22 protein-coding genes are annotated in these 21,838 nt (G+C 71.9%); 16 read left to right on the top strand and 6 right to left on the bottom strand.

Annotated elements, in window-relative coordinates; translation table 11 throughout:
* Positions 1-18: 18 nt before the first annotated feature.
* Together EL493_RS10195 and EL493_RS10190 are read left to right on the top strand one after the other, a co-directional pair.
* Positions 19-495, top strand: coding sequence for a MarR family winged helix-turn-helix transcriptional regulator (locus EL493_RS10195; RefSeq protein WP_232017281.1), 477 nt, complete (start codon positions 19-21; stop codon positions 493-495).
* 188 nt (positions 496-683) lie between these two features.
* Positions 684-914, top strand: a complete 231-nt coding sequence (locus EL493_RS10190; protein WP_019045506.1) for a hypothetical protein — start codon at positions 684-686, stop codon at positions 912-914.
* Here EL493_RS10190 and EL493_RS10185 read toward each other — a convergent pair whose 3' ends face one another.
* Together EL493_RS10185 and EL493_RS10180 are read right to left on the bottom strand one after the other, a co-directional pair.
* The gene (locus EL493_RS10185) at positions 915-2,339 is read right to left on the bottom strand and encodes an amidase (protein ID WP_019045505.1); all 1,425 of its coding nucleotides are present in this window, start codon (positions 2,337-2,339) and stop codon (positions 915-917) included. It abuts the gene before it with no gap.
* Between the two features lie 135 nt (positions 2,340-2,474).
* On the bottom strand, positions 2,475-3,176 hold the full coding sequence (locus EL493_RS10180) for a hypothetical protein (RefSeq protein WP_030202459.1): 702 nt from the start codon (positions 3,174-3,176) through the stop codon (positions 2,475-2,477).
* Positions 3,177-3,276: 100 nt separating this feature from the next.
* Between EL493_RS10180 and EL493_RS10175 the strand changes: the two genes are divergently transcribed.
* From EL493_RS10175 to EL493_RS10130, 10 genes are all read left to right on the top strand, one after another.
* Positions 3,277-4,536, top strand: coding sequence for an ATP-grasp domain-containing protein (locus EL493_RS10175; protein WP_019045503.1), 1,260 nt, complete (start codon positions 3,277-3,279; stop codon positions 4,534-4,536).
* Positions 4,533-5,357, top strand: a complete 825-nt coding sequence (locus tag EL493_RS10170) for a hypothetical protein (RefSeq protein ID WP_019045502.1) — start codon at positions 4,533-4,535, stop codon at positions 5,355-5,357. Before EL493_RS10175 ends, EL493_RS10170 begins: the two co-directional genes overlap by 4 nt.
* On the top strand, positions 5,354-6,388 hold the full coding sequence (locus EL493_RS10165; RefSeq protein WP_019045501.1) for a PLP-dependent cysteine synthase family protein: 1,035 nt from the start codon (positions 5,354-5,356) through the stop codon (positions 6,386-6,388). Before EL493_RS10170 ends, EL493_RS10165 begins: the two co-directional genes overlap by 4 nt.
* Complete coding sequence (locus EL493_RS10160) at positions 6,385-7,770, top strand: MFS transporter (protein WP_019045500.1); 1,386 nt, start codon at positions 6,385-6,387, stop codon at positions 7,768-7,770. Before EL493_RS10165 ends, EL493_RS10160 begins: the two co-directional genes overlap by 4 nt.
* Complete coding sequence (locus EL493_RS10155) at positions 7,767-8,720, top strand: GHMP family kinase ATP-binding protein (RefSeq protein WP_022567099.1); 954 nt, start codon at positions 7,767-7,769, stop codon at positions 8,718-8,720. The genes EL493_RS10160 and EL493_RS10155 overlap by 4 nt, the downstream gene beginning before the upstream one ends.
* The gene (locus EL493_RS10150) at positions 8,717-9,532 is read left to right on the top strand and encodes an ABC transporter ATP-binding protein (RefSeq protein ID WP_019045498.1); all 816 of its coding nucleotides are present in this window, start codon (positions 8,717-8,719) and stop codon (positions 9,530-9,532) included. The genes EL493_RS10155 and EL493_RS10150 overlap by 4 nt, the downstream gene beginning before the upstream one ends.
* Positions 9,529-10,605: a FecCD family ABC transporter permease gene (locus tag EL493_RS10145; RefSeq protein ID WP_019045497.1), complete on the top strand. Its 1,077-nt coding sequence runs from the start codon at positions 9,529-9,531 to the stop codon at positions 10,603-10,605. The genes EL493_RS10150 and EL493_RS10145 overlap by 4 nt, the downstream gene beginning before the upstream one ends.
* 33 nt (positions 10,606-10,638) lie before the next feature.
* Positions 10,639-11,616 (top strand): ABC transporter substrate-binding protein, encoded by a 978-nt coding sequence (locus tag EL493_RS10140; RefSeq protein WP_019045496.1) that lies wholly within the window; start codon positions 10,639-10,641, stop codon positions 11,614-11,616.
* Positions 11,613-12,173 carry a GNAT family N-acetyltransferase gene (locus tag EL493_RS10135; protein ID WP_019045495.1) on the top strand — a complete coding sequence of 187 codons (561 nt, stop codon included), beginning with the start codon at positions 11,613-11,615 and terminating at the stop codon, positions 12,171-12,173. The genes EL493_RS10140 and EL493_RS10135 overlap by 4 nt, the downstream gene beginning before the upstream one ends.
* Positions 12,174-12,269: 96 nt before the next feature.
* Positions 12,270-13,682, top strand: coding sequence for an AIM24 family protein (locus tag EL493_RS10130; RefSeq protein WP_019045494.1), 1,413 nt, complete (start codon positions 12,270-12,272; stop codon positions 13,680-13,682).
* Here the strand turns inward: EL493_RS10130 and EL493_RS10125 are convergent.
* Positions 13,646-14,920 carry a hypothetical protein gene (locus EL493_RS10125; protein ID WP_019045493.1) on the bottom strand — a complete coding sequence of 425 codons (1,275 nt, stop codon included), beginning with the start codon at positions 14,918-14,920 and terminating at the stop codon, positions 13,646-13,648. The genes EL493_RS10130 and EL493_RS10125 overlap by 37 nt on opposite strands.
* A 64-nt stretch (positions 14,921-14,984) precedes the next feature.
* Positions 14,985-16,286 carry a hypothetical protein gene (locus EL493_RS10120; RefSeq protein ID WP_019045492.1) on the bottom strand — a complete coding sequence of 434 codons (1,302 nt, stop codon included), beginning with the start codon at positions 16,284-16,286 and terminating at the stop codon, positions 14,985-14,987.
* Between the two features lie 529 nt (positions 16,287-16,815).
* On the opposite strand from EL493_RS10120, the gene EL493_RS10115 reads away from it, so the two are divergent.
* Together EL493_RS10115 and EL493_RS10110 are read left to right on the top strand one after the other, a co-directional pair.
* Positions 16,816-17,961 carry an acyl-CoA dehydrogenase family protein gene (locus EL493_RS10115; RefSeq protein ID WP_019045491.1) on the top strand — a complete coding sequence of 382 codons (1,146 nt, stop codon included), beginning with the start codon at positions 16,816-16,818 and terminating at the stop codon, positions 17,959-17,961.
* Between the two features lie 212 nt (positions 17,962-18,173).
* A complete protein-coding gene (locus EL493_RS10110; RefSeq protein ID WP_019045490.1) occupies positions 18,174-18,629 on the top strand; it encodes a DUF4254 domain-containing protein in 456 nt (151 codons plus the stop codon).
* A 167-nt stretch (positions 18,630-18,796) separates the two neighbouring features.
* Here the strand turns inward: EL493_RS10110 and EL493_RS10105 are convergent, their stop codons facing one another.
* Positions 18,797-19,165: an Rv3235 family protein gene (locus EL493_RS10105; protein ID WP_019045489.1), complete on the bottom strand. Its 369-nt coding sequence runs from the start codon at positions 19,163-19,165 to the stop codon at positions 18,797-18,799.
* Positions 19,166-19,393: 228 nt separating this feature from the next.
* Entirely contained in the window at positions 19,394-20,236 is an 843-nt protein-coding gene (locus EL493_RS10100) for a DUF72 domain-containing protein (protein ID WP_019045488.1), read from the bottom strand.
* Positions 20,237-20,340: 104 nt separating this feature from the next.
* On the opposite strand from EL493_RS10100, the gene EL493_RS10095 reads away from it, so the two are divergent.
* Together EL493_RS10095 and EL493_RS10090 are read left to right on the top strand one after the other, a co-directional pair.
* Positions 20,341-21,573 (top strand): MFS transporter, encoded by a 1,233-nt coding sequence (locus EL493_RS10095; protein WP_019045487.1) that lies wholly within the window; start codon positions 20,341-20,343, stop codon positions 21,571-21,573.
* Positions 21,570-21,764 carry a hypothetical protein gene (locus EL493_RS10090; RefSeq protein WP_019045486.1) on the top strand — a complete coding sequence of 65 codons (195 nt, stop codon included), beginning with the start codon at positions 21,570-21,572 and terminating at the stop codon, positions 21,762-21,764. The genes EL493_RS10095 and EL493_RS10090 overlap by 4 nt, the downstream gene beginning before the upstream one ends.
* Positions 21,765-21,838: the final 74 nt, after the last annotated feature.

Genomic DNA, 21,838 nt, shown 5'->3' with positions numbered 1-21,838 from the left:
TCAAGTAGATTGACCATCATGTCAAGTGCCAGAATGACCGACGTGCCCGAGAAACCCCCACCGGCAGGCGATCTGCCCCTGCTCCTGCTGGCGGCGGCCGCCGAGGTGAGCACCGCGATCCAGGCGGGCGTGACGGCGGCGGGCTTCACCGACATCCGGCCCGCGCACGGTTTCGCCTTCGTCCGGATGGCGCCCGACGGCGCGACCGTGGGCGAGATCGCCGAGCACCTCGGCGTCACCAAGCAGGCGGCCAGTCAGCTCGTCGACGAGCTGGTGACCAAGGGCTACGCCGCGCGCAATCCCCACCCGCGCGACGCGCGCGCCCGGCTGATCACCCTCACCGAGCGCGGCTGGGCCTGCACCAGAGCCGCCGACGCGGCCGCCGCCGACTTCACCGCCCGCTGGGCCGACACCCTCGGCCCGGCAAGCTTGGCGCAGCTCAGGAATGCCATCGCCCGGGTGGTCACGCCGGGCCGGGTGCGCCCGTCGTGGTGATCGCGACCGGCCGATGACGGGTAACCGTTAATCAGAAGAACAGGATTTTCAAAACACTGCGCGTAGTGTCGTCGCGCGCGGCATACTCGGCGTCGAGCGGTGACGCGCCACCGCGGCATCCGGGCCATCGGTCCGGGAGCGCCTCGTCAGGTCGATCACCCCTCTCCTCGATCCCGGAAGGATCACCCATGTCTTCCCTCGCCACCGTCGCCGCGGTCGACACCGTCACCCGCCACAAGTACGAGCGGCTGCAGTACACCGGATCGGCCGGCGTCGTCGCCTCGCTCGAGGACCCGCGCCTGATCGCCCGCTGGCATGCCGACTACCCCGGCTGGCGCGGCGAGCACTGGGCTTTCGAGGCGGGCACCGTGAGCCCGGGCCGGTTGCGACCGATCAATGTCGCGGTGCGCCAGAGCTGATCAGGCCGCGCCCTCGGCCGCCGTGCGGTCGACGATGCGCGGGAACGGGCTCGCCGCCTCCAGCTGGTAGGCCAGGTCGAGCAGCGTCCGCTCGTCGCCCCGGCGGCCCGCGAGCTGGACCGAGCCGGGCATACCGTGCGGCAGCAGCCCGTGCGGCAGCGACACCGCGGGCCCGCCGCCCACATTGTTGAGCGGCGTGAATCCCACGTAGTCGACCAGTTTCGCGAACAGGTCGCCGAAGGGCTGGCCCGGTGCCAGCTCGCCGATCCGCGGCGCCGGATGCGAGAGCACCGGCGTGAGCAGCACGTCGACCTCGGCGAAATGCCGGTCGTAGGTGGCGGTGCCCGAGCGCAGCCGCCAGGCCGCGGCCGCGGCGGCGAGCGGATTGCGCTTGGCCAGGCCGATCAGCCCGGTGGTGAACGGGTCGAGCTTGGCGACGTCGAAGTGGTCACGGTGACCGATCCGGAACGACAGCGTCATGGCCGCGGCCATCACCGCCCAGTACCGCTTGAAGTCCTCGATGAACCGCGGGTCCACCGCCAGGCTGGTCTCCACGATCTCGTGGCCGAGCCCACCGAGGATCGCGGTGGCCGAGGCCAGCACGGCGGCATTGTCGGCGTGCACCGGGCGGCCCAGGACGTCGGCGGTGATCAGGCCGATCCGCAGCCGCTTGGCGCTCGGACCCTCGATGAGGCCGATCGGCGCCAGTTTCGGATTCGGGTGGAATCGCTCGACGGCGGCCAGGTAGTGCGCGGTGTCGCGGACCGAGCGGGTGAGCACGCCCTCGGTGACCAGGTGCACCGGCAGTTGCCGGGCGCCGGGCTGGTCGAGCAGCCGGTTGCGGGTGGGTTTCAGCCCGACCAGGCCGTTGGCCGCGGCCGGAATCCGGATCGACCCGCCACCGTCGTTGGCGTGCGCGATCGGCACCACGCCCGCCGCCACCAGCGCCGCCGATCCACCCGAGGACGCACCCGCCGAGTACTCGGTGTTCCACGGATTGCGCGTCGGCGCCCGGTCGGTGAACTCGGTGCTGGCGGTGAGCCCGAACTCGGGCAGTGTCGACTTCCCGAGCACCACCACCCCCGAATGCAGGAACTGCGCGCCGGGCCCACCGGTGGCCGTGGCCGGGCGCGGCGTGAACGCCGCCGACCCGTGACAGCTGGGCAGGCCGGCGATATCGGTGTTGTCCTTGACGAACGCGGGTACCCCGGCGAACACCCCCGCCCCCTCCGGCGCCGCGGCCGCCCGCTCGAAACACGCCACCTGCACCGCGTCCAGACTCGGATCCACCACCCGCGTCCGCGCGACCGCCGCCGCGATCACCTCGGCCCGGCTCACCTCCCCCGCCCGCAGGGCCGCGGCGACCCCGACCGCGTCGAGCGTCCCGAGTGCATCGTCGGTGAATCCATGGACCGTGGTGCTCATAGCCGCAGCGTAATGCGATCCGACACCCATTTGCGGCGGTAACCAATTTCCTCCGAGAACCCACAGAGTCGGCCCGCGCCGGGCGCGCGGGCAATGCCGCACCCGGCGCGGGCCGACTCATGTCACCCGGTCAGGTCACTTCGCCGGTGGGGTGAAGGGCTGGTTGATGGTGGTGACGTACTGGATGGCGGCGCCGATGGCGACGGGGGCGGTGACCAGGATCTGGCCGGCGACCGTGCCGAGGGCGCCGACGGCGAGGATGCCGCCGACGCAGCCCACCGCGGCGGCGGGCAGGAACGGGCCGAACAGGCCGATGATCGTGGCCGAGGCCACCGTGGCGCCGACGATGCCGCCGAGCACGCAGCCCACCGCGGCGCCACCCAGGCCGCCGACCAGGGTGCCGACCGCGGCGCCGAGGGAGATGGTGCTGGTCATCCGCGACCAGGCGGCCTGCTCACGGTCGTATTCGGACTTCCACGGCGCCTTGTCCTCGAACGGCAGCGCGACCGGCTGGTAGACGGCCTTGTCCATGCTCAGCTGCGGGGTGAGGGTGGCGGTGCGGCCGGAGATCTCGGCCGCGATGGGGAACCGGAAGTCGTCCACGGCGAAGGTCAGCGGGGTGGCGGCCACCACGGTGCCCGCGCCGTCGCGCACCTGCAGCGCCCCGTCGGCCACCACCAGCGAACCGGCGTCGATCTCGATGATCGAGGCGGTGTCGGTGGCGTGCGCGGTGAATCCGATCGGCCGCTCCGGTTCCTGCGCCTGGACCGTGCCCGCGGTGACCGTCAGGGCGGCCAGCGAAAGCACGGCGGGCACAACGATTTTCCTCATCAACATGCGGTTTTCCTCATCTTGTCCACGTCGAACGAGCGCTCGACTATCGCAACAATAACGATAATGGTTATCATTAGCACCTTGCTCGAGGCTGGGAGGCTACGTGGGACATCTGCTGATGGTGGAGAGCTGGGTCGGCTCGATGAGCACCCTGCTCCCGAAGGCAATCGAGGACACCGGACACCGATTCAGCTTCCTGACCAGGGATCTCGGCCACTACCTGCGCGCGGGCAGCCCGTCGCCGCATCCGCTGCTCGGCGCCGGCAACGTGTTCACCGCCGAGACCAACGACGAGGCGGCCCTGCTGCCGTACGTGCGCAGGCTGCACGAGGTCTTCGCCTTCGACGGCGTCCTCACCTCGTGCGACTACTACCTGCCGACGGTCGCCGCGATCGCCGCCGATCTGGGCCTGCCCGGCCCCGGCCGCGACGCGGTGGCCGACGCGTGCGCCAAGGACCGCACCCGGGCCGTCTGCCGTGCCGCGGGTGTGGCCCAGCCCGCCTTCGCGGTCGTGGAGACCTGGGACGAGACAGTCACGGCCGCAACCGAAATCGGCTTTCCGCTGGTGGTGAAACCGGTCGATCTGTGCGGCGGGATGTTCGTACGCCGGGTCGCCGACGCGGACGAACTGCGCGCCGCCGTCGACCGCATCGCCGGGTTCCCGGTGAACGCGCGCGCACAGCGGCGCTCACCCCGGGTGCTGCTCGAGGAGTGCGTGGACGGACCGGAATTCAGCGTGGAGACCGTCACCGTGGACGGCCGCACGACCGTGCTCGGCGTCACCGACAAACAGCTCACCGGCGCGCCCGCCTACATCGAATCGGGCCACATGTTCCCGGCCGCGCTGTCGGCCGCCGACACCGCCGCGGTCGTCGATCTGGCCGTGGCCGCGGTCACCGCTCTGCGGCTGGACGCCACGGTGGCGCACACCGAGATCCGGCTCGGCGCATCGGGTCCGCGCCTGATCGAGGTGAATCCGCGCCCCGGTGGCAACCGCATCAGCGAGCTCGTGCGCCGCGTCACCGGCATCGACCTGGCCGCCGTGTACGCCGACCTCGCCGCGGGCGGCTCGCCCGACCTGACCCCGCGCCACACCGGCACCGGCAGCGCCGCCATCGCGTTCGCGGTGCCGGACGCGACCGGCGAACTCACCGGGATCACCGGCGCCGAACACTGGGCCGAGGATCCGCGAGTCGTCGAGCACACGCTGGCCGCGCCCGGACGCAGCGTCCGGCCCGCCTCCGACAACAACAGCTACCTCGGCCACGTCATGATCGCCGACGAGACACCCGGCGCCGCGGGTGAACTGGCGCGGAAGCTGATCGCCGATCTGCGCTTCGAACTCGCCGGTGGTGCCGCGTGACGGTCTCGACACAGCCCGGCTCGGTCACCGAACTCGTGGAGTGGGCCCGCGCGGGCAGGCTCGGTCCCGATCCGGCCACGCTGCGGGCGGCGACAGCGTTCCGCACCACCTACGGCACCCGACACGCGGGCCGCACCACCAGCTACCGCAACGAGATCCTGAGCATCCGGCTCGGCGCGGCCGTGGGGTCCTGCGGACTCGAACCCGGCACGGCCACCGGCGAACTCGTCGACGACTGTGTCGCGGCGACGATCGCCGACCTGCTGGCGCATCCGCGCCCCGAGGTCGGGATCGCCGCCCTCGACGCCTACCTCATGCACACCCGCCCGCATCCGTGCGCGGGCGGAGTCACCGGTGAGCCGGTGGTGATCGACGGGCCGTCCTCGCTGGCGAAGTCGCGGAGCCGGGCGGCCACCGTGGCCGACCTGCTGCCCGCGGGAGTGCGGAACGTCCTGGTTGTCGGTGTGGTCGGGTCACTGCTCGCCGAGCTGCGGACCCGCGAGATCGGCTATCTGCCCTGCGATCTCGCCGGTGGCGTCACCGAATGGGGAGAGCCGGTCTACGAGTCCGTGGCGGCGGCTCCGGCCGGCTACGACGCCCTGCTGGTCACCGGAATGACCCTGAGCAACGGCAGTTTCGACGAGCTCAGGGCCATCGCCCAGGAGCGCGCGCTGCCGCTGGTGCTGTTCGCCCAGACCGGCAGCGCGGTGCTGCCCTGGTTCCTCGGCGCGGGTGTGCACGCGATCTCGGCGGAGCCGTATCCGTTCTTCTCCCTCGACGGCGGACCGAGCACCATCGTGACCTACCGGGAGCCGCGATGAGCACGCCGCAACCGGCCCTGCTGCGGCTGATCGGGAACACCCCCGCCGTGCCGATCCGAGCCGGAAACAGCTGGTACACCGCCAAACTCGAAGCGGCGAGCATCGCGGGCATGAAGGCGCGCGCCGCGGTCGCCATGCTGCGCGCCGCCGCCGCGCGTGGCGATCTGGCGCCGGGCGCCACCATCGTCGAATCCACCAGCGGCACGCTCGGAATGGGCCTGGCGCTGGCGGGCAAGGCACTCGGGCATCCGGTGGTGCTGGTGGTCGACGCCGAGCTGGAGCCCGAATTGCGTTCCCTGTTCAACGCTTTCGGCGTGGAGATCGATGTCGTCGACACCCCGCACCCCACCGGCGGCTGGCAGCGGGCCCGGCTGGACCGGCTCGCCGAACGACTCGCCGCCCTCCCGGGCGCCTACTGGCCCGACCAGTACGACAACCCCGACAACGCGGGCGGCTACGACGCGATGGGCGCGGAGATCCTCGACCAGGTCGACGCGGTCGACGTGCTGGTCGCCTCCATCGGCTCCGGTGGGCACTGCGCCGGCCTGACCAGGGTGTTGCGCACCCGCTGGCCGGACCTGCGGGTGATCGGGGTCGACGCGGTCGGCTCCCGGATCTTCGGCCAGCCCGACCGGCGCAGGCTGATGCGCGGGCTGGGCAGCAGCATCCTGCCGCGCAATGTGGCCTACGCCGATTTCGAGGAGGTGCACTGGGTGGGCGCGACCGAGGCCGTCGCCGCCTGCCGTCGGCTCGCGGCCGCGACCGGCATCGCCGGCGGCTGGAGTACCGGGGCCGCCGCGCTGGTCGCCGGCTGGGTCGCCGAGCGCGAACCCGGCGCACGGGTGCTGACCGTGTTCCCCGACGGCCCGCACCGCTACCTGCGCACCATCTACGACGACGACTGGTGCCGGGCCAACGACCTGTTCGGCGCACCGGCGCGCGAACCCGTGACGATCGCGTCGCCCGGCGTCGAGGCGCGCGGCTGGGCGCGATGTCGGGTCGTGCGCGATCCCGCCGGGGTGAGCGCGTGAGCGGGCTCGCCACCTTCCGCGCCCTGCCCGGCGCCGTCCGGCTGCTGCTGGTGAATCACCTGGTCGGACATATCGGTTTCTATCTGCTCGTCCCGTTCCTGGCGGAATATCTGCTCGAGGATCTCGCGCTCTCGGCGGCGGTGGTCGGCGTGGTACTCGGCGTGCGCAATCTGAGTCAGCAGGGCCTGTTCCTGGTGGGTGGTTCGGCGGCGGACCGGCTCGGCGCGCGCGGCGTGATCATGACCGGGCTGGCGATCCGCGCGCTAGGCTTCGCCCTGTTCGCCGTCGGCGGGTCGCTGCCGGTGGTGCTGGCCGCGGCCGTGCTCACCGGATTCGCCGGGGCACTGTTCAATCCGGCCGTGCGCGCGTTCATCGCCCGCGACAGCGGGGACCGATCGGCGCAGGCGTTCGCGCTGTTCAACGTGTTCGGCAACGCGGGCTCGGCGATCGGGCCGGTGGTCGGCACCATCCTGATCGCGGCGGGCTTCCGTATCTCGGCGCTGGTGGCGGCGGCCATCTTCGCCGTGCTGGCGGTGGTGCAGTGGCTGTTGCTGCCCGCCCGGCCGCTGCCGCGTCACGACGGCGGAGTCGCCGCCGACTTCGCCACCGTGTTCACCGACCGCCGGTTCTGGGCCTTCACCCTGGCCCTGATGCCGATGTTCGCCCTGATGAGCCAGATCTACTTCCTGTTCACCCTGCAAGCGCAGGACAGCGCGGGGCCCGGGCACGGCGCCGGTGCGGTGGCGTCGCTGTTCGTGGTGGAGACGATCGCGGTGGTGGGACTCCAGGTGCGGGTCACCACGGTGCTGGCACGCAGGCCGCGGCGCGGTCCCGCGATGGCGCTGGGCATGGCGATCATGGGCCTGGCGTTCCTGCTGCCGCCCGCGGCCGCCGGGATGGTCACCGTTTCGGGAAACAGCCTCGTGGACACGGCGATCCGCGTCTCCCCGGTGGTCGCGGCGGCGGTGCTGCTGGCGATCGGCGTGACGGCCGTGCAGCCGTTCGTCAACGAGGCCATCGGCCGCTTCGCCGGCGATCGCCTGACCGGCACCTATTTCGGCGCCTTCTACCTGGCTTCGGGCCTGTTCACGGTCGCGGCCACCTCGCTCACCGGCGCCGTACTCGACCGCACGGGCGGCTCCCTGAGCTGGCCACCGGCCTTGCTGTGCACCGCCGCCGGGCTGCTGTCGGCCGCCGCGCTGCTGTGGCTGCACCGGCGCGAGGTATTGCCCGGACCGCGGCCACGGGCCTGCGAACCAGCGCCCGCGCGCCAGGGCCGCGAGTCCGGGCTGCGGGCGAGCGAGTCCCGCCCTGTCGGCACCGAGCGCGGTGTGGTCGAGGCCGTGTCCGAGCGGCGCGGCGGAAGGTGGTCGCCGCGATGACGATCGAAACATCCTCGGGAATCGGTGTCGGGCGCGCCTACGGCAGTTGCGGGGAGTTGTTGCAGGGCGTCACCGCGCGAAATCGGCACTTCCTGGTGACCCTGCCGATCCGGCGCGGCTCGGTCGCGGTGTTCGAACCGGGCGACGCGCCGACAACCGTGGCGCCGGAACACAAATCGAAGGCCCGGCGACTCGCCGAGGCCATGATCGCCCGGTCACCTGTATTGCGGGGCGGACGGCTCACCGTGCACAGCGAGCTGCCCGAGGGCAAGGGGCTGGCGAGCTCGACCGCTGATCTCGTGGCCACCGCACGGGCCGTCGCCGACGCCGAGGAACGCGCGCTGCCGGTCGCCGAACTGGAAGCCGACCTGCGTGCCATCGAGCCGTCGGACGGGGTCATGTACCCGGGCACCGTCGCGTACTTCCACCGGGAGGTCCGGCTGCTGGCCCGGTTCGGCACGCTGCCCGCGCTGACGATCGTCACCGGCGACGAGGGCGGCGCCGTCGACACCGTCGAATTCAACCGGGACACACCCTGTTTCAGCGCCGCCGACAAACGCGAATACGACCGGCTGCTCGACGCGCTGGGACGCGCGGTCGTCCGGGGCGATGTGGCGGGCATCGGCGCGGTGGCCACCCGCAGCGCGGTGCTTAGTACCGCGCTGCGCGCCCGGCCGCACCTGGACGACACGATCGCGGCGGCCCGAGCCATCGGCGCGGCCGGTGTCGTGGTCGCGCACAGCGGCACCACCACCGGCATCGTGCTGGCCGACGCCCACCCGCGCCGGCGCGAACAGGTCCTCGCCGCGCGCGAGATCTGCGCCCGGTTCGCCTGTTCGGTCACCGTGCACCACTCGTGGCGGCCCGGCCGCTCCGCCGAGACCCGCCATCCCACAGTCGACCACACGTATCTGTCGACCGTAGTCCGACCAGAGAGCAGTCCGCGATGATCACCGTCGACCAGATCCGTTTCACCTACGGCGGTCGAATCACCCTCGACGACATCGGTTTCCGCGCCGAACCCGGCAGCACCGTCGGCCTCATCGGCCCGAACGGCTCGGGCAAGTCCACCCTGCTGCGGCTGATGTATCGCGCACTGCGCCCGGCGGGCGGGTCCGTCGTCGTCGACACCACGCCGGTGGAGCAGTTGCGCGGCCGGGCGCTGGCGAGCCGGATCGCCGTCGTCGCCCAGGAGGCGCCGCCGGACACCCCGGTCACCGTGGCCGAGACCGTCCTGCTGGGCAGGTCGCCGTGGGTCGGCGCGTTCCAGGGGTATTCGCGCGCCGACCGCATCGCCGCGGCCGCCGCGCTCGACCATGTCGGCGCGCGTGACCTGGCCGATCGGGCCTTCGCGACACTGTCCGGCGGCGAACGCCAACGCGTCCTGATCGCCAGGGCACTGGCCCAGCAGGCCGACCACCTGCTCCTCGACGAACCGACCAACCACCTCGACATCCGCTACCAGCACGAACTGCTCGGCCTGGTCCGCGGGCTCACCGCGACCACCACCCTCGTGGTCCTGCACGAGCTGAACCTGGCCGCCCGGTACTGCGACCGCCTGGTCCTGCTCGATCAGGGCCGGGTGGCCGCCGCGGGCACCGTCGACGAGGTCCTCACCCCCGAGATCGTCGAGCCGGTCTACCGCATCCCGGTCCGCAGGACCACCGCCTTCGGCGCCGTCCAGCTGCTGTTCGGACCAGCGCCGGAGGACACCCCCATGCCCGCTGTTCCGCCCGTCCACCGAGAGGCGGCCGACCGATGACCGCGACACCGACCATCGACCCGATCGATGACCTCGACCACGCCGGGCAGCGGCTGCGCACCGCGCTGCTGACCGGCGGACTCACCGTCGCGCTCATCGGCACCGTGCTGATCGCCGCCGGGCTGGGACCCGTCGCGGTGCCACCGGGGACGGTGGCCCGGATCATCGGTCACCACACCATCGGACACCCGGTGACCGCCGACTGGACCTCCGCGCAGGACTCCATCGTCTGGCTCGTGCGCGTCCCGCGCGTGCTGCTCGGGGCGCTCGTCGGCGCGGCGCTGGCCATCACCGGCGCGGTCCTGCAGACGGTGGTGCGCAATCTGCTCGCCGACCCGCACATCCTCGGCGTCACCTCGGGCGCGTCGACCGGGGCCGCGGTGTACCTGCTGTTCGGGATCACCGCGGCGACGACCGCGACCGCGCTGGCCGCCAGCGCGTTCGCCGGCGCGCTGGCCGCCACCGCGCTGCTGTTCCTCATCGCGCGGATCAACGGGCAGCTCACCTCGCTGCGGCTGCTGCTCGGCGGCGTCACCATCGGCTACATCTTCTCGGCGGCGACCAGTTTCCTGATCTTCGCCTCAGACCGGCCCGAAGGCGCGCGCACGGTGCTGTTCTGGCTGCTCGGCTCGCTCGCGCCCGCGGCCTGGTCGTCGGTGGGAACCACGGTGGCCGTCGTCGCCGTCACCACGGCGGGCGTGCTGCTGCTGGCGCCGCGCCTGGACGCGCTCGCCGCCGGCGACGACACCGCGCGCACCCTCGGCGTCGCGCCGAACCGGATTCGCCTGCAGGCCTTGCTGATCGTCGCGCTGGCGGTGGGCGCGGTGGTGGCCGTCGCGGGCGCGATCGGCTTCGTCGGGCTGATCGTGCCGCACGTCGCGCGGCTGTGCGCCGGTGGCGCGCATCGACCGCTGGTGGTGGTCAGCGGACTGCTCGGGGCGCTGTTCCTCGTCGTCGCCGATGTGGCCGCGCGCACCGTGTTCGCGCCGCGCGAGCTGCCCATCGGCATCGTCACCGCGGCCGTCGGCGCGCCGCTGCTGCTGGTGCTCATCCGGCGCCTGCGCGCCTCCTGAATTTTTCGCTCCACGAAAGGAATACCGATCACCGTGTTCACTGGTGTCCTCCCGTCGCGCCGTGCGGCGCTTCCCGTCCTCGCACTCCTGACCAGTGCCGTCGTCGCAGGCTGCGGCACGCCCGCGCCCGCGGGTGGCTCCGCCGACGAGGGCTTCCCGATGACGATCTCGAGCTGCGGCCGCGAGGTGACCTTCACCGAACCGCCGCAGCGCGTGGTCACCGTCGGCTCCATCGCCGCGCCGCTGATCGCCGCGGCGGGCGCCGCCGACCGCATCGTCACCCGGGCCTTCGAGGCCGCCGCGTTCCCCGGCGAGTACGGCGACAGGCTGCGCGGCATCGAGATCACCGCGCCCACCGCCGAACTCGCCCGCGAGGAGATCATCGCCCGCTCCCCCGACCTGGTGGTGAGCGTGGAAGGGCTGTCGGTGACGCCCGACGATCTCGCGCAGGTGAACATCCCGCTCATCGTCACCCGCGGCTACTGCCGCGACGCCGCGGGCACCTTCGAGGACGTCTTCGCCGACATCTCCCTCTACGGCAAGCTGTTCGGCACCGCGGCCGCCGCCGACGCCGAGGTCGCCGCCCTGCAACGGCGCGTCGACGCGGTGGCCCAGCGTCATCCCGCCGCCGCGGCCCGCGTGCCCGCCGCCGCGCTGATCATCTCCCGCGACGGCGCGCAGCTGAAGGCCTACGGCGCCAAGAGCACCGTCGACGCGCAGATGAGGATCCTCGGCCTGGAGAACGTGTACGGCGGCATCGACAAGCGCAATTTCGAGGCCAACACCGAGACTCTCATCGCCCGCGATCCCGAGGTGATCGTGCTGCTCACCCAGGGCGACCAGACGCCCGACGCCGTGCGCACCGCACTGCGTCAGCGCCCGGAACTGGCCGGGCTGCGCGCGATCCGCGAGAACCGGATCATCGTGGCGCCCTTCGGCTACACCGGGCCGGGCCCGGTCGCCGTCGAGGGACTGGAAGTGCTCGATCGCGAACTGGCGGCCCTGCGATGACCACCGCCACCGGCACCGGCTACCTGATCCGCACCGCCGAGCCCGCGGATCTGCCCGGCGCCCGCAGCGTCATGCTCGACACCTTCTACCGCGTCTTCGGCATCGGCTACCTGCCCGAACACCACCAGGACGTGATCGATCCGGCGAGCACCTACCTGGACCACCCGGGCAACCGGCTGTGGGTGGCCGAGCACGAGGGCGCCATCGTGGCCACCACCGCGATCCGCGCCAAGGGTCCCGCCCATCCACCGCATCCCGCCGAACTGGCGGCCCGCTACCCCGATCCCACCACCGCCCAGCTGTTCCGGGTCTACGTCCGCCCGGAGCACCACCGGCGCGGGCTGGCGACCCGGCTGGTGGCCGCCGCGATCGACCATGTCCGCGCCACACCGGCATTCGACCGGCTCTACCTGCACACCGACGCGCGCACCCCGGGCGCGCTCGAATTCTGGCTCACCTTCGGCCACATCGTGCACGACGCCCGCGGCCCGCACGACGGGTTCCAGACCGTCCACCTGGAGATTCCGCTGGACCGCGCGGGGCGGGCGGACCTGTGACGGGCGCCGCTGGCGCGGCGGCGGCGGACACGGCACTATCGAATCCGTGGAACACTTGCGAATCGGACAAACCGCCCCGCATCGGGGTGTCGAGTCGTGACCGTGCTGGCTCCCGGCGAGAACCGGCCCGCGCCGGGTGATCCGCTGACCGTCACCGTGGCGAGTTCGGCGTCGGTCGACGTGTCCGCGCTGCTGCTGAACAGCGCGGGCACGGTGCGCTCCGACGCCGATTTCGTCTTCTTCAACCAGCCCACCGGCCCCGGCGTGGTCTACCGGCACGGCAACGGCGGGCCCGATGTGGTGCAGGTGCAGACCTCGGCACTGCCCGCCGACATCGACCGGGTGGTCGTCACCGCCAGCCTCGACGGCCGCGGACCCGCCACCTTCGCCGGCGTCGGGCAGCTCACCGCCACCATCGGATCCGCTTCCGGGACACTGTCTTTCCCGATCTCCGGGCTCACCACCGAGAGCGGCGTGGTGTGCGTGGAGATCTACCGGCGCGGCGACGCCTGGAAGGTCAGGGCGATCGGGCAGGGCTACGACGACGGGCTCGCCGGCATCGCCTCGGCCTTCGGGGTGAACCTCGACGACGAACCCGAACCGCAGCCGCCCGCCCCGCCGCCGTCGTACCCGCGGACCGCGCCCACCATGGCCTTCCCGGCCGCGCCCGTGCCGCCGCCCCCGGCGCCGCAGGGCCAGTTCGCCCCGCCCCCACCACCCCCGGCGCCGCCGCAACCAGCCTCGTTCTCTTCCCAGCAAGGAGCCCAGCCCGTGCACAGCGACCTGTTCGACCCTTCGCATGCCGAGGTCAACGGCCTCGGGATCCAGAAGCAGGGCGGCAAGATGATCAAGGTCGGCCTCAACGGTGAGGTGATGGCCCGCAGCGGTTCGATGGTCGCCTACCAGGGCGACCTGCAGTTCCAGGCGCTCGGCTCCGGCGGCATCGGCCGCGCGATCCAGCAGCACCTGACCGGCGAGGGCGTGCCGCTGATGAAGGTGACCGGCCGGGGCGACCTGTTCCTGGCCAACAGCGCCGCCGACGTGCACATCATCGACCTCGACGGCACCGACGGCCTGACCATCAACGGCTCCAACGTGCTGGCCTTCGACGCCACCCTGCGCTACGACATCGGCCGGGTGCAGGGCGCCGCGGGCTACGCCTCCAACGCGGGCCTGTTCAACTGTGTGTTCACCGGCCGCGGCCGCATCGCCATCACCACCCACGGCACTCCGGTGGTGCTCACCGTCGACGCGCCGACCTACGCCGACCCGCAGGCCGCCGTCGCCTGGTCGTCGAGCCTGCAGACCGGCATCAAGCGCAACGACTCGTTCGGCCTGGGCAGGCTGATGGGCCGCAGCACCGGCGAGGCGTCCACGCTGGCGTTCACCGGCCGCGGTTTCGTCATCGTGCAGCCCTCGGAGCTGCCGCCGGGCGGGCTCATCGGCGGCACCGGCGGCGGACAGCAGGCCGGTCAGTCGGGCGGCATGTTCGGCGGCCTGCTCGGATAGGTCCGGACGCGCTGCCGTGACCACACCAGGATCGCGCAGCCGAGGATCACGACGGTGGCCGCGAGCATGGGCGCAGCGCCGGGCCGGCCGACCGTGTAGGCATCGGGCGCGTACGCGGTCCAGCCCAGCTCGTCACCGGCGGACCAGGTGGCCCTGCCGTTCTCGAACAGCCGGGCCACCACCGGGAACACCGACAGCGCCACGACCGTCGTCGGCGCCACCGGCAGGCACGCGCCGACCGCGAACCCGACGGCCGCGGGCAGCACGAACCGGAACGCCACCTCGGTGACGGTGGTGCTGTCGATCAGCGTCGGCACCAGTCCGCCGAGCGTGACCAGGGCACACAGTCCGATGCCGACCAGCGGTAACCGCCGCAGCGTGCCGACCAGCGCGCCCAGCGCCAGCAGCGCGATCTGCACCGACAGCCCGACGCGATCCGGCCCGACACCCACCGACGGGTCGACGGCGATCGCGGCGGCGACGGCCAGCATGGTCAGCGTGTAGATCGCGTCGGCGGCGGGCAGCCACAGACTCACCGCCGCGGTCCCCAGCACCACCACCACCGCGACGATCACCGAGGGATTGCCGGGCACCTGTCCGACGAGCCAGATCAGCGCGCCGATCGCGAGCGGGATACCGGCCCCCACCGCCACCGCGCGCCCCGGCGACGCCGTCTCGATCCGCTCCCGCCCCACCACGAAACCCGCTGCCAGCAGCGCGATCACCGCGGCCACGAGCAGCGGCCAGCTGCCCGGCAGATCGGGCACGGTGCGGGTGGTCAGGTAGTCGGCGTAGCGGCGCGGCAGCTCGACGCTCTCGTCGATGCGCGCGCCGTACAGCACCGAGACCATCGATCCCACCACGAACCAGGTCTGTCCCGCGGGCCGCAGCACCGCCGCCGCGATCAGCAGTCCGGCGCCGATACTGCCCAGAACCCACTGCTCCGAGTCGGTTCCGGCGGATTGCAACGCCGCGATGGCGACCACCATGGCCAGCCCGGCCAGTCCGGCGGCCACCGCGACCAGATAGCGCGCACGAAACCGGCCGAGCACCACCACGACCGCGGTCGCGACCACCGCCGCGATCACCGCGGCGCTGCCCGGCCCCGCGCCGAACCAGCTCGCCCGCCCGTCGTGGACGACGACGGCGAAATCGGTCCGCGTATGGCCGATCACGTAGCCGGCCAGATAACCGCACAGCAGACCGACCGCAACGGAAACGACCGCACGCCCGTTCATTCGCAGCACGATAGCCGCCGACGCGTGCTCGATGAGCCCGAATCAGCGGCGCGGACCAGCGATATCAGGAACCGGCACGCTCCTTGCGGGCCTGGCGACGGGCCTCGCGCATCTCGGCGAGTTCCTGCTCCAGGCTCTCCGCGATGCGGAACTGGCCGGTGTCGTAGATGTTGACGGGCTCGATCGCCTCGTAGCCGAAGTTGGCCTCGGCGAAGGCCTTCTCGACGCGGGCCTCGATGTCGGAGATGGTGCTCTTGCGGGCGGCGGGCACCGAGTCGGCGGGCTTGGCCGCGGGCTCGGCGGGGGCGGCCGCTTCCTTCACCGGCTCGGGCGCGGGGGCCGGGGCCACCGACTTCTTGGCCTTGTCCGACGACGAGGGCTTGCCGATGCCGAAGCGCTTGCGCTTCTCGGTGGGCTTGCCGTTGCCGTTGGCGATCGGCTCGGTGGGCGTCCACGCCGGTTCCCGGGTGACCGGCGGCGCGGCGACCGCGGCCTGCTCGGCCGCGTACGCCTCGGCGCGGGCCTGGCCGGTCATCGGCGGCTGGTAGGTGAGCCGGACGCCCTCGGTGGCCTGGCGGTTGAGGATGTTCTCGGCCGGGTCGGGCATGTCCCTGACCTGACTGGTAGCCCGGGTGATGGCCAGGCCGTAGCGCGCGCTGGCCGCGTCGTGGATGAGCAGCGCGACACCGATCATCACCGGCGCGACCGCGTGCACCGCCGCGTCGTACCAGCGCCCGTCCCGCACGTACGGGTAGGTGTTGAGGGTGACGGTGAGGCCGAGCAGCGCGATCTCGGCCATCGCGACCTGGCGCCGGTTGTCGATGACGCCCCACTCGGCGACCTTGTTGGTGCCGACCATGATAATGATCAGACACACGCTGATCATCGCCTCGAGCAGGTAGCTGAACCAGTACAGCGGATCGCTGGGACCACCGGGCGCGATGTTGTGCTGGACATTGACCGCCGACCACAGCATGCCCGCGCCGACCACGCCGGCCAGCGCGCGCAGCGACCACGACCGGTGCCGGTACAGCGAGGCCAGCTTGGCGTGCGGGCTGGATTCGCGCCGCTGGGCGGCCATCGCCTTTCTGGCGAGCAGCAGATCTCGCATGTCGGCCTTCTCGATCGCTTCGGTGGTCTGCCTGGCCCGGTCGGAGGCCTGCGCCATCGCCTGGGTGTGCTTCCAGCGCTGTTCGCGGTCCTGTTCACGGATGCGTTCGGCGAGTTCTCGCTCGGCGCGCAGTTCGTCTTCCGAGAGCGCGTCGGTCAGCGCCGGATCGAATTGGTAGGCGAGGCGCCCGCGCGCCCGTTCGACGCGCTGGGCGAGCTGGCTGACGTCGTCTTCGACGGGTGTCTCGATGGTCATCCCAGACCACCGCCCCGGCATCGCGAAGGCAGGCAGGTGAGCACACGTGTGAACGGCACACGCCATTCTTAGTCCATATACCCTCCGGTGCGAAACCGATGCTCCGACACCGCTCCCCATTACCGGCGCGTTGCGGGCGACACGCGCAGCGTTTACCAGCCGGTAGCCGAATCTCGAAAGATAATCGCCGACCACTTGCGCCGCCACGGTTTCCGGCTCATCGGTGCGCAACCGTTGCCGAACATTGTTCGCGGACAACTCGACTCACCCGCCTGCGCCGATGCCGAATCCGGCATTCGATCCGAATCGACCGCGCGCATTCTCGCCGGCTCACCCCACCGCGATTGCGGATCGATATGCGGGCGGCTCGCAGGCGGCCGGCCGCCGAGACCGACCGGTTATCGACGAATCGCAGGTGAGAGGCTATTTCCACGATATTATTGTCACGTCGCCAATACTGATGCAGACTGGTACCCGTAACCACCGGTCACGCCTGTGCCGGTGCAGTGCCGAGCCGTAAGGAGACTCGATGGCCGCCAACCGGTCCACCTGGATGAACGAGGACTTGGACGCCCTGCGCGACCTCGCCCGCGCCTTCATGGCCAAGGAACTGGCACCCAACATCGACAAGTACCGCGAGCAGCACCACGTGGACCGCGACCTGTGGAACAAGGCGGGCGAGGTGGGCCTGCTCTGCCTGTCCATCCCGGAGGAGTACGGCGGCGGTGGCGGCACCTTCGCCCACGAGGCCGTGCTCATGGAGGAACAGGCCCGCGTGGTCGACACCTCGTGGGGCGTCAGCCTGCACAACGGCATCGTCGCCCACTACCTGCTCGCCTACGGCACCGAGGAGCAGAAGAAGCAGTGGCTGCCGAAGATGGCCAGCGGTGAGGTCGTCGGCGCCATCGCCATGACCGAGCCCGGCACCGGCTCGGATCTGCAGGCCGTCAAGGCCAAGGCCATCCGCGACGGCGACGAGTACGTCATCAACGGGTCCAAGACCTTCATCACCAACGGCGCGCAGGCCGACCTGATCATCCTGGTCGCCAAGACCGACCCGACCCAGGGCGCCGCGGGCGTCTCGCTGGTGCTGGTCGAGGCCGATCGCGCCGGTTTCCGGCGCGGCCGGGTCCTGGACAAGATCGGACAGAAGGGCCAGGACACCTCCGAGCTGTTCTTCGAGGACGTGCGCGTCCCGGTGACCAACCTGCTCGGCACCCAGGAGGGCCAGGGCTTCGTCCAGCTGATGCAGCAGCTGCCCCAGGAGCGCCTGATCGTGGCGCACGGCGCGGTCGCGGGCATGGAGGTCGCGCTCGAGCACACCCTGCGCTACACCAAGGAGCGCGAGGCGTTCGGCCGTCCGGTGTTCGGTTTCCAGAACACCAAGTTCAAGCTGGCCGAGGTGGCCACCGAGGCCCGCATCGCGCGTGTGTTCATCGACGACTGCGTCGAGAAGCACCTGCGCGGCGAGCTCGACATCCCCACCGTCGCCATGGCGAAGTGGTGGTGCACCGATCGCGCCATGCAGGTCGCCGACACCTGTCTGCAGCTGTTCGGTGGCTACGGCTACATGAACGAGTACCCGATCGCGCGGATGTGGGTCGACAACCGCGTCCAGCTGATCTACGCGGGCACCAACGAGATCATGAAGGAGATCATCGCGCGGAGCCTGTGAGCCTCCCGCCCTGGTGATTTCGACGTCGACCGGCCGCGAACAGTCCCACTGTTCGCGGCCGGTCCGTCGTGTGACCTATCCGGATTCCCCGCCGAGACGAATGTCCATCGGAAGCGGCGCAAACAGGACAGGACGGTGCGGCGACAGTGGACAGGGACGGCGGTTCATCGGGTGAGCCCGGACGGGAACCGGTACTGCCGGACCGCGCGCGGATGATGCAGGCGGTCTGCGGATTCACCGGCGACACCGATCCCGTCCTGCGGGCCGCGCACGAACTGGCCGCGCTGCACGAACGACGCGAACAGCTGGTCCCCGGCGACACCAGCGAGATCGATTGGGAGCGGGCACGTCTGGTCTGCGAGATCGACCGGTGGGTGGTCATCCGCTCCCCCAGACCCGCCACGACGGCGCCGATGCACACCGAGAGCATCGGCGCCGTCGTCGATCGGATGGCCCATTTCGCCGCCCTCACCTACCGCGCTCTCGCCTGTGGCGCCGAATCCCAGCTGCGCGCCGCGCAGACCCGGCTGCACGAACTGGCCTGCGGCTACGACGATCTCGCTGTCGAGGTGGCCAACGGCGCCCGCCGACTACCCGACGGCCCCGACGGCGACGCACCGGAAAGCGGTGGCGCGCAACCAAGCCGGAACCGCCCGCGCACCGAATAACAGTCGGCGCGCTGCCCGACCGGCCACGGAACCGGCGCGCCACCGCTCCACCGCCGCGCCTGGGTTCACACCCACCCTCCCCCAGGTCCGGCGCGGCACCCGGACCCCGCTCCTCGGGCGGCGGGGTCCGTTCTCGTCTCCCGGCCCCGTCGCGATCGCGACGGGTGTCAGAACAGCCGCAGCGCCACCAGCCGCCAGCGGTCTTTGGCGAATTCGACGCGTCCCGCCAGCGCCAGTGTGCGCGGTCCGCGCTGGTAGCAGGCGAAAACCTCGGCGGCGCCCGCGTCGTCGGGCGTGACCCGGACGCGGGTGAGCGTGGCGGATCCGAGTCCGCTACCGGGCACCAGGTTCTGGGTGAGCATCGTCCGGATCGCGGCCAGCACCATGGGCTCGGCCACGGCCCGCAGCTGATCGACCGGTCGGCGTCGATCGGCTACCTCGAGCACCAGCCGCACCGCCTTCTCGGCGAATCCCTGTGCGGTGGGCGAGGACCGGGGCGCGTTGCGCGCGCAGGCGCCCCGCACCGCCAGACTCACCCCGCGCGGCACTCCGCCGCTGCGGCGCACAGGACGGCAAACCCGTTGCGGTACCGCGGAATCCCCCCTGTGCGCGCCGGTCTGATCCGCGAGGCCCGGCTCGCAGTGCGGTGCGCGCGACAACGACAGTCGATTCGTAGACATCACTCGTCCCCTTCGAGTCCGCCCACCCACTCCCCAGTGCTGGCGCACAGCATGCCACGGGGGTCCGACACGCGTGCGCGGAATTCAGAACAGGGTCATCGGTTCGTCGGGCTCGGGCGTCGGCTGCGGTGGCAGGCCGGGTACCGCGGCGGCGACGGCGTCGTGGAAGCGGCGGGCCAGGTCGCGGGCGGCGGCATTGTCGGGGGTGTGCACGAACACCGTCGGCGAGCGGCCCTCGCGCAGCCAGTCCGCGACCGTCTCGACCCACGGCTGCCAGCCCGCGACGGTGCGGTCGGTGTCGGCGCGACCGTGGTAGCGCACGATGGGGTACTCGGTCAGCGCGCGCATGCGGCGCGGCACCCGGGGCTTCTTGGCCCGCGCCTCGTACTCGGAGGGATCGCCGGGCGGTCCGTCGAACAGGACGGTCGTGTCGAAGGGCACCCACTCCGCGCCGATCCGGCCGAGCACTCGCTCGAGCTGCACCGCGGTCCGCTCCTCGGTGAAGAACGCCGGATGCCGCACCTCCACCGCGCAGCGCAGCCCACCGGGCAGCTCGCGCTGGAACCGCGCCAGCGCGCCCAGATCGCCCGGCCCGAACGAGGCGGGCAGCTGTATCCACAGCGCGTGTACCCGCGGACCGAGTGGCGCCATCACGTCGAGGAACGCCGCCAGGTCACCGCCCGCGTCGACCAGCCTGCGCTCATGGGTGACCGCGCGCGGCGGCTTCAGCACGAACCGGAAATCCGGCGCGGTCTGCCGCGCCCAGGACTCCACGGTCGAGGCCGACGGCGTCGCGTAGAAGGTGGTGTTGCCCTCGACGGCACCGCAGTGCGCGGCGTAGGCGCGCAGCCGCTCCCCCGGCGCGGGCATCCGCTGCTGCCACTGCGGGTGCGTCCACATCGCACACCCGACCCGCAGCTCACGCACTCCCCGACGGTAGTACAGCGATCGGCCGCGCCTAAAATGAGACCGGTTGCCACCATTCGCCCTGTGAGCGTGCCCCGGTGCGCGCACGACGGAAAGGGCCTGTGATGGCGATTCTCACCAGCGAGCGGCCCACCGCTGTCTCCGGCACCGGTACCCGCGCCTGGCTGGGCGTTTCCGCCGCCATGGTCGCGATCGCCTGGGGCGGTAACGAGTTCACCCCGCTGCTGGTGATGTACAAGAATCACGGCCTGCCGCTCACCGCGGTCGACCTGCTGCTGTTCTACTACGTCCTCGGCATCGTGCCCGCGCTGCTGATCGGCGGCCCGCTGTCGGACCGGTTCGGCCGCCGCCCGCTGATGCTGCCCGCGCCGCTCATCGCGGCCGCCGGGTCGCTGCTGCTGGCCGCGGGCGCGGCCTCGGTGCCGATGCTGGCCGCGGGCCGGATGCTGTGCGGTGTCGCGCTCGGGCTGGCCATGGCGGTCGGCGGCAGCTGGCTCAAGGAGCTGTCCCAGCCGCCGTACGCCGCGGCCGCCGCGGGTGTCGGCGCGCGCCGCTCGGCCATGAGCCTGACCGCGGGCTTCGCGCTCGGCGCCGGTGTGGCCGGGGTGCTGGCGCAGTGGGGACCGCTGCCCGATTCCACCGCCTATCTCGTGAACGCGGCACTGTGCGTGGCGACCTCGGTCTGGCTGGCGCGATCACCGGAGACGGTGCCGCGCGACCGCGCCCCAAGCCGGCTGCGCGACGACCTGAAGATCCCCGCCGCGGGCCATCGCCGGTTCCTGCGCGTGGCGGTGCCGATCGCGCTGTGGCTGTTCACCGCCAACGCCACCGCCTACGCGGTGCTGCCGACGCTGATGCTGCCGCGCGTGCAGCAGGCCCCGATCGCCTTCTCCGCGCTGGTCACCATGGTGACGCTGGGCTGCGGCTTCACCATCCAGTCGGTGGCCCGCAAGATCGACCGCCCCGGCACCGCCCGCGCCGGTGTGGTCGCGCTGGTGCTGCTCACGATCGGCATGGTGCTGGCGGCCTGGACCGCGGCCACCCTGAGCATCTGGGTGACGCTGCTGACCGCCGTCGTCCTCGGCAGCGGCTACGGCATCGGCCTGGTGGCCGGGCTGCAGCAGATCGAGCGAATCGCCGGCCCCGGCGACCTGGCCGGGCTCAACGCGGTCTTCTACTCGGTGAGCTACCTGGGATTCGGCGTGCCCGCCCTGCTGTCGAGCCTGCACGGCGGCTTCGGTTTCGGGTATCCGGCGATGTACGTCGTCGTCGCGCTCGTCGCCGCGGCCTGCCTCGCGCTGGTCGCGGCCAACTATCGCGAACCGGTGCGCTCGTGAGCACGGACCCGGTCGAGACACTGCGCCGCTGGCAGGATTCCGGCGCCGTCTGGCGGGTGCTCGCGCGCCGCGCGGGCGCGGTGACCGTCGGCCTGTTCGAATGCACCGGCGGTCAGGAGGTCGACCGGTTCACCTCCACCGATCCGGCCCTGCTCCGCTTCCTCGGCGACCGCTCGACCAGCGAGGACTGACCGCCGCGCACGCACCGGGCTAGGCTGGGTGCCGTCATCGCTTCACGTCACGTCGGCCGTACCGGCCGGTTCGC

The organism is Nocardia asteroides, assembly GCF_900637185.1.
Taxonomy (GTDB): domain Bacteria; phylum Actinomycetota; class Actinomycetes; order Mycobacteriales; family Mycobacteriaceae; genus Nocardia; species Nocardia asteroides.
This window is presented reverse-complemented; position numbering and strand designations above follow the sequence as displayed.

Coding starts and splice junctions, on each gene's coding strand:
- EL493_RS10195 (WP_232017281.1), top strand. CDS start 19: ATGTCAAGTGCCAGAATGACCGACGTGCCCGAGAAACCCCCACCGGCA.
- EL493_RS10115 (WP_019045491.1), top strand. CDS start 16,816: ATGGCCGCCAACCGGTCCACCTGGATGAACGAGGACTTGGACGCCCTG.
- EL493_RS10155 (WP_022567099.1), top strand. CDS start 7,767: ATGACGATCGAAACATCCTCGGGAATCGGTGTCGGGCGCGCCTACGGC.
- EL493_RS10120 (WP_019045492.1), bottom strand. CDS start 16,286: ATGACCATCGAGACACCCGTCGAAGACGACGTCAGCCAGCTCGCCCAG.
- EL493_RS10145 (WP_019045497.1), top strand. CDS start 9,529: ATGACCGCGACACCGACCATCGACCCGATCGATGACCTCGACCACGCC.
- EL493_RS10165 (WP_019045501.1), top strand. CDS start 5,354: ATGAGCACGCCGCAACCGGCCCTGCTGCGGCTGATCGGGAACACCCCC.
- EL493_RS10095 (WP_019045487.1), top strand. CDS start 20,341: ATGGCGATTCTCACCAGCGAGCGGCCCACCGCTGTCTCCGGCACCGGT.
- EL493_RS10125 (WP_019045493.1), bottom strand. CDS start 14,920: ATGAACGGGCGTGCGGTCGTTTCCGTTGCGGTCGGTCTGCTGTGCGGT.
- EL493_RS10180 (WP_030202459.1), bottom strand. CDS start 3,176: ATGTTGATGAGGAAAATCGTTGTGCCCGCCGTGCTTTCGCTGGCCGCC.
- EL493_RS10110 (WP_019045490.1), top strand. CDS start 18,174: ATGATGCAGGCGGTCTGCGGATTCACCGGCGACACCGATCCCGTCCTG.
- EL493_RS10150 (WP_019045498.1), top strand. CDS start 8,717: ATGATCACCGTCGACCAGATCCGTTTCACCTACGGCGGTCGAATCACC.
- EL493_RS10190 (WP_019045506.1), top strand. CDS start 684: ATGTCTTCCCTCGCCACCGTCGCCGCGGTCGACACCGTCACCCGCCAC.
- EL493_RS10185 (WP_019045505.1), bottom strand. CDS start 2,339: ATGAGCACCACGGTCCATGGATTCACCGACGATGCACTCGGGACGCTC.
- EL493_RS10135 (WP_019045495.1), top strand. CDS start 11,613: ATGACCACCGCCACCGGCACCGGCTACCTGATCCGCACCGCCGAGCCC.